The sequence below is a fragment of the Shewanella aquimarina genome (genome assembly GCF_023349185.1).
Lineage (GTDB): Bacteria > Pseudomonadota > Gammaproteobacteria > Enterobacterales > Shewanellaceae > Shewanella > Shewanella aquimarina.
Genome location: NZ_JAKIKY010000005.1, coordinates 1 through 16242 on the forward strand (window position 1 = coordinate 1; position 16242 = coordinate 16242).

14 protein-coding genes are annotated in these 16242 nt (G+C 48.3%); 5 read left to right on the forward strand and 9 right to left on the reverse strand.

The window, feature by feature from the left end; all coding sequences use genetic code 11:
* Positions 1 to 480: 480 nt before the first annotated feature.
* From mutT to nadC, 9 genes are all read right to left on the reverse strand, one after another.
* Positions 481 to 870: an 8-oxo-dGTP diphosphatase MutT gene (gene mutT / locus L2731_RS07410; RefSeq protein ID WP_249252500.1), complete on the reverse strand. Its 390-nt coding sequence runs from the start codon at positions 868 to 870 to the stop codon at positions 481 to 483.
* Positions 871 to 1083: a DNA gyrase inhibitor YacG gene (gene yacG / locus L2731_RS07415; RefSeq protein WP_239853968.1), complete on the reverse strand. Its 213-nt coding sequence runs from the start codon at positions 1081 to 1083 to the stop codon at positions 871 to 873. It abuts the gene before it with no gap.
* A gap of 48 nt (positions 1084 to 1131) precedes the next feature.
* A complete protein-coding gene (zapD, locus tag L2731_RS07420; RefSeq protein ID WP_249252501.1) occupies positions 1132 to 1866 on the reverse strand; it encodes a cell division protein ZapD in 735 nt (244 codons plus the stop codon).
* Between the two features lie 8 nt (positions 1867 to 1874).
* Positions 1875 to 2480: a dephospho-CoA kinase gene (gene coaE / locus L2731_RS07425; protein WP_249252502.1), complete on the reverse strand. Its 606-nt coding sequence runs from the start codon at positions 2478 to 2480 to the stop codon at positions 1875 to 1877.
* A gap of 20 nt (positions 2481 to 2500) precedes the next feature.
* Entirely contained in the window at positions 2501 to 3412 is a 912-nt protein-coding gene (locus tag L2731_RS07430; RefSeq protein ID WP_249252503.1) for a prepilin peptidase, read from the reverse strand.
* 43 nt (positions 3413 to 3455) lie between these two features.
* Positions 3456 to 4721: a type II secretion system F family protein gene (locus L2731_RS07435; protein WP_249252504.1), complete on the reverse strand. Its 1266-nt coding sequence runs from the start codon at positions 4719 to 4721 to the stop codon at positions 3456 to 3458.
* 91 nt (positions 4722 to 4812) lie between these two features.
* The gene (gene pilB, locus L2731_RS07440) at positions 4813 to 6522 is read right to left on the reverse strand and encodes a type IV-A pilus assembly ATPase PilB (RefSeq protein ID WP_249252505.1); all 1710 of its coding nucleotides are present in this window, start codon (positions 6520 to 6522) and stop codon (positions 4813 to 4815) included.
* A gap of 20 nt (positions 6523 to 6542) precedes the next feature.
* A complete protein-coding gene (locus L2731_RS19580) occupies positions 6543 to 6983 on the reverse strand; it encodes a pilin (RefSeq protein ID WP_249252506.1) in 441 nt (146 codons plus the stop codon).
* Positions 6984 to 7894: 911 nt separating this feature from the next.
* A complete protein-coding gene (gene nadC, locus L2731_RS07450) occupies positions 7895 to 8776 on the reverse strand; it encodes a carboxylating nicotinate-nucleotide diphosphorylase (RefSeq protein ID WP_249252507.1) in 882 nt (293 codons plus the stop codon).
* A 285-nt stretch (positions 8777 to 9061) separates the two neighbouring features.
* On the opposite strand from nadC, the gene ampD reads away from it, so the two are divergent.
* The 5 genes from ampD to aceF all read left to right on the forward strand — a co-directional run bounded on the left by ampD (position 9062) and on the right by aceF (position 16220).
* Positions 9062 to 9607 (forward strand): 1,6-anhydro-N-acetylmuramyl-L-alanine amidase AmpD, encoded by a 546-nt coding sequence (gene ampD, locus L2731_RS07455; protein WP_239854048.1) that lies wholly within the window; start codon positions 9062 to 9064, stop codon positions 9605 to 9607.
* A gap of 63 nt (positions 9608 to 9670) precedes the next feature.
* Positions 9671 to 10522 carry a beta-lactamase regulator AmpE gene (gene ampE, locus L2731_RS07460; RefSeq protein ID WP_239853984.1) on the forward strand — a complete coding sequence of 284 codons (852 nt, stop codon included), beginning with the start codon at positions 9671 to 9673 and terminating at the stop codon, positions 10520 to 10522.
* 238 nt (positions 10523 to 10760) lie between these two features.
* Positions 10761 to 11513: a pyruvate dehydrogenase complex transcriptional repressor PdhR gene (pdhR, locus tag L2731_RS07465; protein ID WP_011867228.1), complete on the forward strand. Its 753-nt coding sequence runs from the start codon at positions 10761 to 10763 to the stop codon at positions 11511 to 11513.
* Between the two features lie 70 nt (positions 11514 to 11583).
* Complete coding sequence (aceE, locus tag L2731_RS07470) at positions 11584 to 14250, forward strand: pyruvate dehydrogenase (acetyl-transferring), homodimeric type (protein ID WP_011867227.1); 2667 nt, start codon at positions 11584 to 11586, stop codon at positions 14248 to 14250.
* 11 nt (positions 14251 to 14261) lie between these two features.
* The gene (aceF, locus tag L2731_RS07475; protein WP_249252509.1) at positions 14262 to 16220 is read left to right on the forward strand and encodes a pyruvate dehydrogenase complex dihydrolipoyllysine-residue acetyltransferase; all 1959 of its coding nucleotides are present in this window, start codon (positions 14262 to 14264) and stop codon (positions 16218 to 16220) included.
* The last annotated feature ends 22 nt before the right edge of the window (positions 16221 to 16242 follow it).

The window sequence follows — 16242 nt, forward strand, 5'->3', positions numbered from 1 at the left end:
TTACAGTCAGCTGAGACCACATCAATATAACGGTGGGCTGACACCCAATGAGTCAGAGCGAAGATACTGGCTTGAATACAAAACCGTGGCCAATTTTAGTTGACCACTACACTCCCTACTTCGTCCCACCGCTGAGCGGGCTCCCCAGCTCGCAGCCTAGCCGCTTCGCGCTACAGTCATCCATCAAGCTTCGCTTGATAAGTGGATGTCTTACGCCCCCAAGTAAGATCTGATTGATTGCTGAACTCAATTTAAGCAACCCGAATAGTAAGATTTTTATCAGTCAATAATGTAAATACTTAAGTCCTAAGTCCTAAGTCCCAAGTCCTAAGTCCTAAGTCCTAAGGCAGTGATAGGTCGTTCATATCGTTACCAAACATATCTAGTCGATAAGATTTAAGTTTGGGAATTGGGATTATGAAAGCGATAGTTATCAGAGGGAGGGAAAGCCCGTATTGATTTTCGGGCTTTTAAACTGGCTTATAAAGAAAGTAACTTTTCTACTATGGGGGCGTTTGCGGCTGGGAAGTCATAGCTCTTGAGCTCGTCGAGTCTAGCCCATTTGATCTCTTGCCCTTCAAGCCCCTGAGCTTCTCCTGAGAAAGCGTTTACTGTGTGTATATCAAGATATACTTGCTTATCCGGATAATCGTGTGAAATCACCATTAGAGGGCTCGTGGAGGTAACTTCTATGGCGACTTCTTCTTTTAACTCTCTTATTAATGCTTCAGATGTCGTTTCACTGGACTCGACTTTTCCGCCTGGAAATTCCCATTTTCCACCTTGGTGCAGATGCACTGGGCGTTTGGCGAGTAAGATCTGATTATCTTCATTGAATACTATGCCTACCGCGACGTGTACACGCTTCATTTAGTGATCCTTAAAAAAGTCTGTTTCTTCATAGCCTAGTGAATCTAGGAGCTCTGGATCAAACTCAGGCTTTACAGGGATAGCATGTTTCTCCGACGCCCAATCACCCAGGTCGATGAGTTTGCATCTTTCACTGCAGAAAGGTTTAAATTGAGACTCTTTGGACCAAAGCACCTCTTTCTGGCAGGTTGGGCACTTAACTGTGGTTGGCATAATCATTCCCATAGGCCGATTTGTGACAGTCGGCTATGGTAAACCACTTTAGGTACAGGTTGCCAACATAAAGTCTATCGATTTGTCAGAGTGTTTCTGCTGATCAAATAATACGAAGTGGATGGCGTAGCGATTCCGGTTACCGCTGATGGTCGGATAGCATCCCTGGGAAGGATCGATTTTGACTCGGATAAGCGAGAGGGCTTGGGCGCTAGAACCTTGATAAAAGCCAGCAACGGCGGTTGCTGGCTTGTACACTGTCGTCTTACGGGTAAGCTCAAGTAACAATTTGATCGGCGTTAACAGACATTCAAAATGTTCCGTCCAAGCCTTATATTCTTGTTGCCTCGTATCCCAGGGTTTAGCTAACCAGTAATGTAGCTGCGGAAGATCGAAGTTGCAGCAAGCACCTGGCATGCCGAATCGTTGACGCAGGGCAGAGAGAAACCTGTCTTGCTTAAGTTTTTGACCTGGCCTTTCACAGCGAACGAGCTTAACTCTCGCCTCTTGCATCTGCTCAATATAACTTTCTACTTGCTGCTCATCTATGTGGGGTAGGTGCTGCCATTTTTTGAGATTTATAAGCTGCTTGTCGATGTCTTTTATAATTTCACTGCGATAATCACAACGCTCGGTGAGTTCACACAGGGAAAATAATGGATAAAAACAGCGGTGTTGATGATCTTGATCTAAATTATTTTGAACTTGATTAGCGAGGTACTCGAGCCTAAGGTAGCTTCGAGTCTTCTCGTTTAACGGTTGTTCGTAGATCAATTCATTCATGACGATTGTTAAGTCTGGGCGGCTAATTTTATATATTTATTATGTAAAGCAGCGACCTTGTCTCTTAATGCCGATATGTCACCTTGATTGTCGATAACATCATCGGCTTTAGATAGCTTTTCGTCTCTGCTTGCCTGGCTAGCTATTATGTTTCTTACTTGCTGTGCATCGACTGCGTCCCTCTCCGTGGTTCGCTTTATTTGTAACTCTGGCGAAATATCAACCACTAAAGTGCAATTGACTAACCTATCTAAACCGTTCTCAAATAGCAAGGGGACAACTAAAATTGCGTAGGCCGAGGTCGCATTTTGCAATTGTGTTAACATTTCGGTCCTAATCAACGGGTGAAGAAGACTATTCAACCATTGTCTTTCTACAGGGTCTCTAAAAATCTTATCCCTTAAAAAGGATCGATTAAGTTCACCATTTTTAAGGAGGACGCTTGGGCCAAAATGCTTAGCGATTTCTGTTAGTCCTTTGGTTCCTTTGGCAACAACTTCTCTGCTGACAACATCTGCATCAACAAGATCAACTCCTAGTTCAGCAAACAAGTTGGCGACAGTCGTCTTGCCGCTTCCTATGCCGCCTGTGAGGCCTACAACAAATTTTGACATGATGTTTTATGAATAGATGGCTATAAGGTGGATAAATACCAGTTTACTATTTTTTCTCCCCAAATCATGGCGATCCAGCCCGCGAGGGCGATATAAGGGCCAAATGGTATTGGGTTACCCGAATTGATCTTCTTATTGACGATGAGCATTAGGCCGACGAGAGCGCCAACAATCGAAGAGAGTAGAATGATAAGAGGTAGTAATTGCCAACCGAACCAGGCACCAAAAACCGCGAGCAGCTTAAAGTCGCCATAGCCCATGCCTTCCTTGCCGGTTAGTAGTTTGAACCCCCAGAAGACGCTCCAAAGGCTCATATAACCCGCTGAAGCGCCAATGACAGCATCGGTAATTGAAACGAAGGTATTGTCTAAGTTGATCAACAGGCCTAGCCATAGCAGTGGCAGTGTGATCTGGTCAGGTAATAGCATTTCATCGAGATCTATCCCTGTTAAGGCTACAAGGCCGAAGGTTAGCAAGGTGGCAAAGACAAATTGCCAGGTTGGGCCAAACTGGTAAGCGAGGTAGGCCACTGCAAATCCTGTTAAGGCTTCTATGATGGGGTACCTTACAGAAATACTTGTCTTACAATGATCGCACTTACCTCCTAACATTAACCACCCAACTATTGGGAGGTTGTGCCAAGGTTTTATATCGGTTTTACACTTAGGGCAAGATGAGCCAGGAACGATAAGATTGTATTTTTCCGGAAAATCATCGATTGGTTGGACTAGCTTATCTTTAATTCCTGTAACAGTAGCCTTGTGGTATTCGTCGAGATATTGGTTGCATTCCTCTTGCCATTCTCTTTTCATCATCACGGGAAGGCGATGAATGACTACATTTAAAAAGCTGCCAATTACGGCAGCAAAGACGAAAGAAATTGCGGCAAACAGCAAAGGATGCTGAGCCAATATTTGGATAAATTCAATCATTGTAAAAGCTAATTCTTATTATTTAAAAAGTAAAAGTGGATGGCTAGCCGACGACGTTACCTAACTGGAAAATAGGAAGATACATACCGACAATCAAACCACCCACTAGCGTACCTATCACCACCATCATCATAGGTTCAATTAGGCTAGATAGGCCGTCAACGGCATCATCGACCTGCATCTCATAGATATTGGCAACCTTATTGAGCATTTCATCGAGACCGCCGGATTCTTCACCGATCATCACCATTTGTATCAGCATGTCAGGGAACAAGCCTGTAGTTCGCATGGCCACATTCATCTGCATGCCTGACATGACTTCGGTACGCACTTTAGTAAGAGCACTACGGTAAACATAGTTACCAGAAGCTCCGGCAGCAGATTCTAATCCATCGATAAGGGGGACGCCGGCCGCAAAGGTTGTGGCTAAAGTTCTTGAGAATCTTGCCATAGCAGCCTTATGAAGTATCGGGCCTATAGCAGGAATTTTTAATACCGCTTCATCTACCCTATTTCGAAAGTTTTGAGATTTAAGGTGGGCACGTTTAAAAGACCAGACCCCTAAAATAATAGCAATGACAAAGAAGTACCAGGATGATTGTAGCCATCTTGATATACCGATAATCATTTGAGTGAAGGCTGGAAGTTCCGCACCGAAACTGCTAAATATTTCTTCGAATTGGGGAACAACAAAGAGAAGTAATAAGGTCGTAACTAAAACTGCAACAACAACTACAGCAGCAGGATAAAACATTGCCTTCTTGATTTTTGATTTTAGAGCCTCTGCTTTTTCACGGTAAGTTGCGATACGGTCGAATACCGCATCCAAAGAACCTGAATGTTCACCCGCCGCCACTAGATCGACATAAAGATCGTCGAAATATTGCCTATGGGGCTTTAGGGAGTCAGATAGAGGGATACCTGCTTGCACATCTGTGACTATGGCTCCTAGTAGTTCACGCATTTTGGGTTTTTCATGGCCACGCCCCAACATTTCTAATGTGGTTACAATGGGGACGCCCGCCGCCAGCATGGTGGCTATCTGGCGAGTGATCATGGCAATATCCATCGCCTTGATCTTAGGGTCGCTCCTAAAAAGAGCTTCAGCTTTTTTCTTAACGACCTTAGGGTTAACCCCTTGAGATTTTAGCTGCGCCTTAATTTCCGCAGAAGAAGTACCGCGCAATTCACCACTGGTTTTCTTGCCATCACGGTTGGTACCCTTCCACTCAAAAGTGACAACTTTGGGTTGTGCTTTTGCAGCTTTTTGCTTTTTATTGGTTGTTTTTGCGAGTGATGCGCTAGCCATGGAAAATCCTTTGTTAAAAAGCTTTAAGTAATAGGGGGTAAGTACCAGAAAAAAGCAAGCTTAACGCTTACGGTTTACCCTTTATGACTATTTAAAAACTGGTGACGCGGTTTATTTCGGCGATACTGGTCACCCCTGCTATGACTTTGCGTAGGCCTGAATCTCGAAGATCGCGCATGCCCTGCTCTTTAGCTTGATTGGCTATTTGTAATGAGTTGCCTCCTTCCATAATAGTACGGGCAATCTCATCTGACATCTTCATCACCTCATAGATACCGACACGTCCTTTGTAGCCTCCAGAGCAGAGATCGCAACCTATAGGTTTGTAGACAGTAAATCCTTCATTGATTTGGGCTTGGGTAAAGCCGAGTTTTAACAGTTCGTGTTCGGGAACATCTTCTGGTTGACGGCATTCTGTGCACAGTCTTCTTGCAAGACGCTGGGCAATGATCAGGTTTACTGAACTGGCAATGTTATAACCAGGAACCCCCATGTTGATAAGACGAGTAAGGGTTTCAGCGGCAGAGTTGGTATGCAGGGTTGATAATACAAGGTGACCTGTCTGTGCGGCCTTGATGGCAATTTCAGCTGTTTCTAGGTCACGGATTTCACCTACCATAACCACATCGGGGTCTTGGCGCAGGAATGAACGTAACGCCGAAGCAAAGGTCAAGCCTGCTTTTAAGTTAATATGAACCTGATTGACGCCTTCTAGGTTAATTTCAACAGGGTCTTCTGCGGTTGATATGTTACGTTCCTCGGTGTTGAGGATATTCAGGCCAGTATAGAGGGAGACAGTTTTACCCGAACCTGTAGGGCCTGTGACCAAGATCATGCCTTGGGGTTTGGCGAGCATTTCTTCATACAATGCTCTTTGGTCATCCTCATAACCTAGCTTTTCGATACCTAGCTGTGCCGAGGATGAATCCAAGATACGCATCACTATCTTTTCGCCCCAAATTGTCGGCAGGGTGCTGACACGAAAATCGATAGATTTAGTGCGCGATAGCTTCATCTTGATGCGGCCATCTTGAGGGACGCGGCGCTCGGCGATATCCAGCTTAGACATCACTTTAAGACGTGCGGATATGCGGCCCGCTAAGTTAACCGGAGGCTCAGAGACTTCATGTAAGATGCCATCGATACGAAAACGGATACGATAGCGTTTCTCGTAAGGCTCGAAATGTAAGTCGGATGCGCCCTTGCGTATCGCATCGGTGAGAATTTTATTTATATAGATGACGATAGGCGCATCGTCACTGGCATCACCGGCTTGTTCTTCCTGACGCTTATCGGTGTCGGTGATCTCTATACCGGAAAGCGAGTCTTCGTCTATACCGTCTAAATCGAGTGCTGAGATATCTTCTTCAAGCACTTTTTCAAGCGCAGTTGTTAGCTTGTCGTCTTCAACTAGAATGGCTTCGGCGTGCAGGCCTGCGCTGAATTGGAAGTCTTCTAATGCAGCGATATTGGTCGGATCTGAAGTGCCAATATAGAGGCGGTTGCCGCGCTTAAACAGGGGCAAGCACTTATGTTTTTCGATCAGCTTTTTGTTAAGGAAGTCTTCCGGAATACTACTGATATCGAATTCATTAAGATCGAGTAGGGGAGTGCCATATTCCTCATAGCAGAGCTCAGCTATTTCTCTTGCAGATAGGAGTTTGCTGGTCACCAGGGTGGTGACCAGTGATTGCCTACTCTTTCGCGAAAGCGATACGGCCTCCGATAGCTGCTCTTCAGAGAGCAGCCCTTTGCGGATGAAAAGCGTCGATAACCCGAGATGGAGGCCGGTAGTTGGCATTTATTTCTATGTACTTTTACTTAGTCTTTCTGGCAGTAGCCTACACCTTCACAGGTACCGCTTTGGGCCCAAGTTACCTGGCCATTGGCGATTGTACCAGTCCAGATATTTGTATAAGCACCTGCTGCAGTCGTTCCTGTTGCCGTGATTACAAATTTATCAGCTGCAGCGGTTGACGCTATTGAATCTAGATTTTTCGTTCCTGAACCAGAGGCGATATCTGCTGGTACGCCGTTGCTACCTGCTCCACACTGAGTGCCGTCACCTTGGGTGTGTAAGCATACTGTCATAGCAGTTTTGTAGCTATCTGAAGTCGTGTTCACTTCCGCAAAACGAGACTTTTTGGTGTAGTCTTGATACGCAGGTAGTGCAATTGCGGCGAGAATACCGATGATTGCAACAACGATCATTAATTCAATCAGGGTGAAACCCTTAGCGTTATTCTTTTTGAAACCTTTCATTTTTACTCTCTCCGTTTGACAGAACTCTGACTCGACTCATCTCGATGTTGAACAGATGGTATGGTTGCACAATGATTCTAATATCAACTTTCTCGTTATAGTCAAAATTGTCGTAAAACACTATAACTTGGGTTACTTGCTTAGAACTAAGGCGCCAAAATTTCTTGTTCAGCTTGCTCCTGCGTAACTTAAGACGTCGTCCCTGGTCAAATCGTTATTGCTATCAACTAGTATTTTATGAATTCCTAAAATGAGTTCAGTAAGCTGGCAATTTTTACCATGCTTTACCTCTACATTCTTGGCTTTCACTCTAAGTTTGATTAATCTTCATTCGGCAAACTGCACCATTTGGCAATTTAGTCAGTAGAAATCATATCTTTATCGTCAGCATCTTAACTTTTTCCAGCAGGCTTTTAAGCTGTGACTCGTTTAATGCTTGCCCGTATCGCGCTCTCGCAAACACAGAGATTGTTAACGGTATGTTTCACTAAACTTGTCGCTAGTCTAGAAAATCTTCAATTAACGATAATTAATGCTTTCGACTTACTAAGTCGGTTTACCTTCATGGTAAGCTGGCCGAAAGGGCCATCTCGCCTACAGCCAAAGTTAGTACAAAGTTAACAAAAAGGGAACCGTAAATCGCATCAAAGTACTAATTTGATGGTGAATTTGTCTAATAAAATTTTTTTTTGTAAAAAAAAGTTATAGCGTAATTATGACTTTGGCTGAAAAATTGGCGATCATACCAGGAGTGTCAATTTTATAGCGGCTAGAAAGCCGTTTTAGCCCTGATTAATTTACGTACAATCTTTAATGGTAATTTGACTTGTTGCGTAAATGTTGCCCAACCTGACGGGGTAAAAGTATCAAGTTGAGCATTCTTGTGACTGCAGGCTTCTTATTACAGGAAATCAATCTTTCAGCCTAAGCGACAAGTCCAACGCCTTGACGTGTTTGGTCAGGGCACCGACCGAGATGTAGTCTATGCCGGTTTTGGCGAAGTCTGAGATGGTATCTAGGGTCACGTTGCCCGACACCTCGAGTTTTACCCGCTGGTTTTCGCTATAGCTATTATTAAGCTCTACCGCTTCTATCATCATGGTGACGTCAAAGTTGTCGAGCATGACAATATCGGCACCGGCATCGAGCGCCTGTTTGAGCTCATCAATACTTTCTACTTCGACTTCCACTAACTTGTCGCTGGCAAGCCTACGGGCGGCTTTGATGGCTGATGCGATCGAGCCACTGGCCATGATGTGATTTTCCTTAATAAGGAAGGCATCAAAAAGACCAATACGATGGTTTTTTCCGCCGCCACAGGTAACTGCATATTTTTGTGCTGTGCGCAGACCCGGTATGGTCTTACGGGTGTCTAACAGTTTGCAGTGAGTGCCTGCCAGTCTATCGACATAGAGTTTCGTCAAGGTCGCCACGCCGGAGAGTGTCTGGATAAAGTTCATCGCGGTGCGCTCACCGGTCAGAATGGCGCGAGCAGAACCCGACATTTCGCATAAAACCTGATTCGGCAACACAAGGTCACCATCGTCCACATGCCAATGCAGAGCGACTTCACCGCCTAACTGGTTGAAGACCTGTTCAGCCCATGCTTTACCGCAAAAGACGCCTTCTTCGCGGGTGATCAGTGTGGCCTGCGCATACTTGTCGCCAGGAATAAGCTGAGCAGTGATGTCCAGACTCAATTTTTCTTGTGGAGTTAGATTCGAGTCAGCCTGAAAACCTAAATCTTCTTCTAGTGCGACTTTGACGGCTAATCTAATGTCATTTTCCAGCATCTTTCTATCCTCATGGCGGCTCGCCGCACTCCCTGAGCGCATCACTTGTGGCTCGAATGGGTTATCTCTGTTGATTCAATGGCTGCGAGCACTTAGCTATATGCCGTTAATAGTAACAAATCCCAGATTGAAAAAGCAGGGATATTTAGCGCTACGCGGTGAAGATAGACGCAATTTGTGCCGATTTGTAATCGTTGGTCTCGTGTGACTGGCGGCTATCATCCGAATTGGGTTAAAGTGCTAACGGCTTGATATTGTTTGGAGGTAGATTGGCCTGTGGCTAACATGACGTTGCAAAAAGGGTGGATTCAAGAGTGTCGACAGTGTGTCTCGCCACATTTTAATGCCCGTCCAGATGGAGAGGTGAGCCTCTTGGTGATCCATAATATCAGCCTGCCTGCTGGCCGGTTTGGCTTGCCCTATATTGACCAGCTTTTTCAAGGTTGTTTGGATACTCAAGCCGATGAGAGTTTTTGTGAGCTCGAAGGCTTAGAGGTGTCGGCGCATTTTTTGATCCGGCGAGACGGCGAGTTGGTGCAGTATGTCAGCTGTGATGATCGCGCCTGGCATGCTGGCGTCTCTGAGTTTGCCGGGCGTACCGGTTGTAATGACTTTGCCATAGGTATAGAGCTTGAAGGCACTGATAGCCAGGCCTATACCGATGCTCAGTATGATCGGCTCACGCAATTAACCTTGGTCTTGTTTGACGCATATCCTATGCTCAATAGAAATCTTATCGTCGGGCATAGCGACATAGCACCAGGACGGAAGACTGATCCCGGTGAGAGTTTCGACTGGGACAGATATCGCGCGAGTTTGGATGAAGCGTAACTTACCTAAAAGCTTGGTTTACCATTAAACACAACAATTAGATGGAAGGGAGAGGGGAGTAAGATGGCACTGTTTTCTTTATTGCTGGCGATCATGATAGAACGTCTCAAGCTATTACCCCAGGCATGGCAGCTAGAAACCCTATTAGCCTTATATGCCAAGAGTTTCTTTGGCCGTAAGCAGCTCACCAACGATCTTATGATGGCGATCGCGCTGATTCTCCCTGCGATAGCCGTGCAGGTGCTGGCTTGGTTCGTGGCCGGCATGTTTTGGGGGCTGTTGAGCCTCGGGCTCTGGGTCGGGGTGTCGATTCTCTGTTTCAGTCATCTCAAACAGCGTCAGGTCTTCAAACAGTATATACAGGCGGCTTGTCGTGGCGACGCACAGGCTTGTTACCATTTTGCCGATGAGCTTGACCCTTATGTGTCGCTCGATGCCGTATCAGAGCAAGATCTCGGTGAGAAAGTCGGTCAGACGGTTGCCTGGCTCAATTATCGTTTCTATGGCGCCGTGGCGTTATATCTTATCTTCTTCGGACCTGCCGGGGCCGTACTCTACTGTACCGTGCGTTATTTCTCGGACGATGCCAAGAGCCGGGGAATCGATCTTCCTTTAGTGGACACTGCCTTATTGTTGCTGGATTGGCTGCCGAGCCGATTGATCGCGCTAGGCTATGTGCTCAGTGGACACTTTTCGCTGGCATTTGCTCGCTGGCGACAACAGGCGCTGTGCTGGCGTTGCCCGGCGCGCGATGTCATATCTGAGGTCGCCCTGGCGGCAGAGACCATTGAATTTAATTCACCGACACCAATTTGCGTCCAATCGACCATCTCTTTGCTACAGTTGAGTAAGCGTAACTTTATCTTACTCGTGATCGGCCTCTCTTTGCTGACGATCTTTGGGGTGGTAGTGTAGCTGCCGGGCGAGGCGGACGCTTGTATTGCGGCTTGTTCGCCTCGTTATTGCTGTTCAAGGCGAGCCCTAAGCTCTTGGGGCAATGGTCAGACCCCTTTATCTTAAATATAAGCTATTCTCACAAATCGTGAGTTTACATGAAGCAGATCACGAACTGGACATCTGAAATGTGATTTGATAAAGTGCGCTCAGTCAATTAAATTGGTAAGACCAATTTACAATAGGAGCTGAGGGCCATATGGCTTATAGCAAAATCAACCAGCCAAAAATTTCTGATGTGATCATGAATCAGCTGGAGCAGATGATCCTAGAGGGGAGTCTGCAACCGGGTCAGAAATTACCACCAGAGCGTGAATTGGCACTGCAATTCGAAGTCTCTCGACCATCTCTTCGTGAAGCAATTCAAAAGTTAGAAGCAAAAGGCTTGCTGCTGCGTCGTCAAGGCGGTGGTACCTATGTCAAAGAGCAACTTTGGCAGAGTCTTGCTGATCCTATTGTGGAGCTGATGCACAGCGATTCCGAGAGTCAGTACGATCTTCTCGAGTTTCGTCACGCCACTGAAGGCATGATGGCTTACTTTGCGGCACTTCGGGGTACCGATGCCGACATGCAAAACATCAAAGAAAAAATCCAAGCGGTAGAAGCTGCGTCTGACATCGAGGCGAAGGCAGAGGCGATCGTGTGTTTTTATCGCGCCATTGCCGAGGCCTCACACAACGTGGCTATGCTGCACTTGGTACTGAGTTTATCTCCCGTGCTGCATAAGAATGTGGCGCAAAACCTAGAGTTGCTAAAGCGCAGAGCTGATGCCTCTAAAATGGCGAACGAGCATAGGCAAGATCTTCTTGCCGCCATCGTGCGTCGTGACCCTGAAGCAGCAAGAGAAGCCTCAAACGAGCATCTAAGCTACATTGAGGAAGTGATGTTGTCTGTGAGGGAAGAAGATAGCCGGTTGCAGCGTAGTCTGCGCCGTTTGAAGAGTGGCGCGTAGGCAGTCTGTCTAACCGCCACTTTTTATTATTCAATTCATACAATTAATGTATATAGGGAAGGACTGCGAAATGTCTGAACATATGCTGCAAGATTTAGATCCGTTAGAGACTCAAGAGTGGGTCGATTCATTACAAGCCGTATTAGAGCAAGAAGGTCCGGAACGTGCTCATTTTCTTCTTGAGAAGCTAATCGACAAGGCTCGTCGCAACGGTACTCATCTGCCTTATAAGGCAACTACCGCCTATCTGAACACGATTCCAGCGGGTCAGGAACCTCATATGCCTGGTAACCAGGAGATGGAACGTCGCATTCGCGCCATCATTCGTTGGAACGCCCTGGCCATGGTATTGCGCGGTTCAAAGAAAGATCTTGAGCTGGGTGGCCACATTTCTAGTTTCGCCTCTAGTGCAACCATTTACGATGTCTGCTTTAACCACTTCTTCCGTGCACCAAACGAGAAGGATGGCGGTGACCTGGTTTACTTCCAAGGACACATCGCACCAGGTATCTATGCGCGCTCTTTCCTCGAAGGTCGCCTGACCGAAGATCAACTGGCTAACTTCCGTCAGGAAGTGGACGGCAAGGGTCTATCATCTTACCCACACCCTAAGTTGATGCCTGACTACTGGCAGTTCCCAACGGTTTCTATGGGTCTGGGTCCAATTCAGGCGATTTATCAGGCTCGTTTCCTGAAGTACCTGACCGACCGTGGTCTGAAAGATTGCTCAGAGCAAACCGTATACTGCTTCCTGGGTGACGGTGAGTGTGACGAGCCAGAAACCTTAGGTGCTATCGGTCTGGCGGCGCGTGAAGAGCTGGACAACCTGGTCTTCATCGTTAACTGTAACCTGCAACGTCTAGATGGTCCTGTACGTGGTAACGGCAAGATCATTCAAGAGCTTGAAGGCGAATTCCGCGGCGCTGGTTGGGAAGTGGCTAAGGTGATCTGGGGGCGTTACTGGGATCCGCTATTGGCTCGCGACACCAGCGGTAAGCTGCTGCAGCTGATGGAAGAAACCGTCGACGGCGAATACCAAAACTGTAAGGCCAAAGGTGGCGCTTATACCCGTGAGCATTTCTTCGGTAAGTACCCTGAAACTGCCGAGATGGTCGCCAACATGTCTGACGACGACATCTGGCGCCTCAACCGTGGTGGTCACGATCCTGTGAAGATCTATGCCGCGCTGCAACACGCGAAGAACACTAAGGGTCGCCCAACCGTTATCCTGGCGAAAACCGTTAAAGGTTATGGTCTTGGTGATGCCGGTGAAGGTAAGAACATCGCGCACAACGTTAAGAAGATGGACATCAGCGCCGTACGTTACTTCCGCGATCGCTTCAATATCCCGATCCCTGACGACAAGCTAGAAGAGATCCCTTTCTATCACCCAGGTCCAGATTCGGAAGAGGTGAAGTACCTTCAGGAACGCCGCGCCGCGCTGCACGGTTCTATGCCGGCTCGCCGTCAGAAGTTCTCTGAAGATCTCGAAGTGCCTTCGCTGAAGATCTTCGATTCTATCTTGAAAGGCTCTAACGGCCGTGAGATCTCAAGCACCATGGCGTTCGTACGTATTCTGACCGCGCTGCTGAAAGATAAGAAGATAGGTAAGAACATAGTGCCTATCATTCCGGATGAGGCACGTACATTCGGTATGGAAGGTCTGTTCCGTCAGGTAGGTATCTATGCTCACGAAGGGCAGAAGTACGTACCACAAGACTCGGATCAGGTGGCTTACTACCGCGAAGATAAGTCAGGCCAGGTACTGCAAGAAGGTATCAACGAGCTTGGTGCCATGTCTTCTTGGGTGTCTGCGGCGACCAGCTACTCGGTCAACGATACGCCAATGATTCCGTTCTACATCTACTACTCAATGTTTGGTTTCCAACGTATTGGCGACATGGCATGGGCGGCAGGTGATATGCGCGCTCGCGGCTTCATGGTCGGCGGCACATCGGGCCGTACTACCCTGAACGGCGAGGGTCTGCAGCACCAGGACGGTCACAGCCACGTACTGGCTAACACGATTCCGAACTGTATCTCTTACGATCCAACTTATGGTTATGAGATTGCGGTTATCGTTCAAGACGGTATCCGTCGCATGTATGGTGAGAACCAGGAAGATATCTTCTACTACCTGACCACGATGAACGAAAACTATGTTCAGCCTGAAATGCCAGAAGGGGCCGAGGAAGGTATCGTCAAGGGTATCTACAAGCTGGAATCAGTGTCTGGCAGCGGCAAGGGTAAGGTACAGCTAATGGGCTGTGGCACCATCCTTGAGCAGGTTCGTAAGGCGGCGCAGGCATTGGCGAAAGACTTCGGTATCTCGTCAGACGTATTTAGCGTCACCAGCTTTAACGAGCTGACTCGCGATGGTCAGGCGGCAGAGCGTTACAACATGCTGCACCCAACCGAGACGCCTAAGCAGGCTTATATCAGCCAGGTGCTGTCTAGCGATTCACCTGCCGTTGTTGCCACCGACTATATGAAGATATATGGCGAGCAGCTACGTGCCTATGTTCCTACCGACTACAAGGTGCTGGGTACCGATGGTTTCGGTCGCAGTGACAGCCGCGAGAACCTGCGTCACCACTTCGAAGTGGACGCTAAGTTCATCGTGATCGCCGCACTGAAGTCGCTGGTTGACCGCAACGAATTGCCAGTTGAAGTACTCTCGCAAGCAATTGCCGAGTACGGCATCGATGTTGACAAGATCAACCCACAGTTCGCGTAAGGGGATAGAGTATGGCTGAATTAAAAGAAGTTTTAGTCCCCGATATCGGTGGGGATGAAGTACAGGTTATTGAGATCTGTGCTGCGGTGGGCGATACCCTCGCCGCCGAAGAATCGATCATTACCGTTGAAAGCGACAAGGCGACCATGGATATTCCTGCGCCTTTCGCCGGTAAACTTGCCGAGATCAAGGTCGCCGTGGGCGATACAGTCTCTGAAGGCACACTTATCGCTATGATGGAAGCGGGTGAGGCGCAGGCCGCCGAGCCTGCACCAGCGGCAGCCGAAGTGGCTCCTGCAGCAGCACCGGCTACGCCTGCTCCGGCAGCGCCTGTTGCTGCGGCGCCAGCCTCTGCACAAGTGATTGAAGTGACAGTGCCGGATATCGGCGATGCTTCAGATGTCGACGTGATTGAAGTGCTGGTGGCCGTGGGCGACAGCATAGATGTCGACACTGGGCTTATCACGCTGGAAACTGACAAGGCGACCATGGAAGTACCAGCGCCTGCAGCCGGTGTGGTGAAAGAGATGAAAGTGGCCGTTGGCGACAAGGTCTCTCAAGGCTCTCTGGTTCTGATGCTTGAGGTGAGCGGTGGTGAAGCTGCGGCTCCTGCGGCAAGCGCGGCTCCAGCACCAAGCGCAGAAGCAGCACCAGCGGCAGTTGCCAGCATCGAAGTGAAAGAGATCGCCGTACCCGATATCGGCGACGCGTCTGACGTCGATGTTATCGAGGTATTGGTTGCGGCCGGTGATGTGATTGAGGCCGACCAAGGCCTGATCACTCTGGAAACAGACAAGGCCACCATGGAAGTACCTGCACCGTTCGCCGGTAAGCTGGTTTCTGTGACCGTTAAGGTGGGTGACAAGGTTTCTCAGGGCAGCGTCATCGCAACTATTGAGACACAGTCGAGTGCCCCTGCGGCGGCTCCTGCTCCGGCAGCTGCTGCACCTGCGCCAGTCGCACAAGCCAGTGCACCAGCGCCAGCGGCGAGCAAGCCGCCTGTGCCGCATCACCCAAGTGCCGGTAGCAAGCCGGTAACAGGTGCCGTGCACGCCTCGCCGGCGGTTCGCCGTCTGGCTCGCGAGTTTGGTGCTGACCTGACTAAGGTTACTGGTACTGGTCCTAAGGGACGTATTCTGAAGGAAGACGTCCAGGCCTTTATCAAGTATGAGTTGTCTCGTCCTAAAGCCTCTGCAGCTACTAGCGTGGGCGCCGGTGAAGGCGGTCTGCAGGTGATTGCAGCGCCTAAGGTTGATTTCGCTAAGTTCGGTGAAGTGGAAGAAGTGCCGCTGAGTCGTATCCAGAAGATTTCTGGACCTAACTTGCACCGTAACTGGGTCACTATTCCACACGTGACTCAGTTTGACGAAGCCGACATCACAGAGATGGAAGCCTTCCGTAAGCAGCAAAACGAGATCGCCGCCAAGCAGAAAACTGGCGTCAAGATCACCCCGCTGGTCTTCATGATGAAGGCGGTTGCCAAGACACTGCAGCAGTTCCCAGTGTTTAACGCCAGCCTGAGCGCCGATGGTGAGTCGCTGATCAAGAAGAAGTACTACCACATTGGTGTGGCGGTCGATACGCCAAACGGCCTGGTCGTTCCTGTGGTACGTGATGTCGACAAGAAAGGCATTATCGAGCTGTCAGCCGAGCTGATGGAGATCTCGGTGAAGGCCCGTGATGGCAAGCTTAAGGCTGCAGACATGCAGGGCAGCTGTTTCACCATCTCTAGCCTAGGTGGCATAGGCGGTACCGCGTTTACGCCTATCGTCAACTATCCTGATGTGGCGATCTTAGGGGTTTCTAAGTCTGAAATTAAACCTAAGTGGAATGGTAAAGATTTCGAGCCTAAGTTAATGTTGCCGCTCTCTTTATCATACGACCACCGTGTGATCGATGGCGCGATGGCGGCACGCTTTAGCGTGACCCTGTCAAGTATGCTGTCCGACATACGCACACTTATTTTGTAATGATGAAGGCTACTCACCATGA

Coding starts and splice junctions, on each gene's coding strand:
- nadC (WP_249252507.1), bottom strand. CDS start 8,776: ATGCTGGAAAATGACATTAGATTAGCCGTCAAAGTCGCACTAGAAGAA.
- pilB (WP_249252505.1), bottom strand. CDS start 6,522: ATGCCAACTACCGGCCTCCATCTCGGGTTATCGACGCTTTTCATCCGC.
- aceE (WP_011867227.1), top strand. CDS start 11,584: ATGTCTGAACATATGCTGCAAGATTTAGATCCGTTAGAGACTCAAGAG.
- zapD (WP_249252501.1), bottom strand. CDS start 1,866: ATGAATGAATTGATCTACGAACAACCGTTAAACGAGAAGACTCGAAGC.
- L2731_RS07435 (WP_249252504.1), bottom strand. CDS start 4,721: ATGGCTAGCGCATCACTCGCAAAAACAACCAATAAAAAGCAAAAAGCT.
- L2731_RS19580 (WP_249252506.1), bottom strand. CDS start 6,983: ATGAAAGGTTTCAAAAAGAATAACGCTAAGGGTTTCACCCTGATTGAA.
- ampD (WP_239854048.1), top strand. CDS start 9,062: ATGACGTTGCAAAAAGGGTGGATTCAAGAGTGTCGACAGTGTGTCTCG.
- ampE (WP_239853984.1), top strand. CDS start 9,671: ATGGCACTGTTTTCTTTATTGCTGGCGATCATGATAGAACGTCTCAAG.
- coaE (WP_249252502.1), bottom strand. CDS start 2,480: ATGTCAAAATTTGTTGTAGGCCTCACAGGCGGCATAGGAAGCGGCAAG.
- yacG (WP_239853968.1), bottom strand. CDS start 1,083: ATGCCAACCACAGTTAAGTGCCCAACCTGCCAGAAAGAGGTGCTTTGG.
- aceF (WP_249252509.1), top strand. CDS start 14,262: ATGGCTGAATTAAAAGAAGTTTTAGTCCCCGATATCGGTGGGGATGAA.
- pdhR (WP_011867228.1), top strand. CDS start 10,761: ATGGCTTATAGCAAAATCAACCAGCCAAAAATTTCTGATGTGATCATG.
- L2731_RS07430 (WP_249252503.1), bottom strand. CDS start 3,412: ATGATTGAATTTATCCAAATATTGGCTCAGCATCCTTTGCTGTTTGCC.
- mutT (WP_249252500.1), bottom strand. CDS start 870: ATGAAGCGTGTACACGTCGCGGTAGGCATAGTATTCAATGAAGATAAT.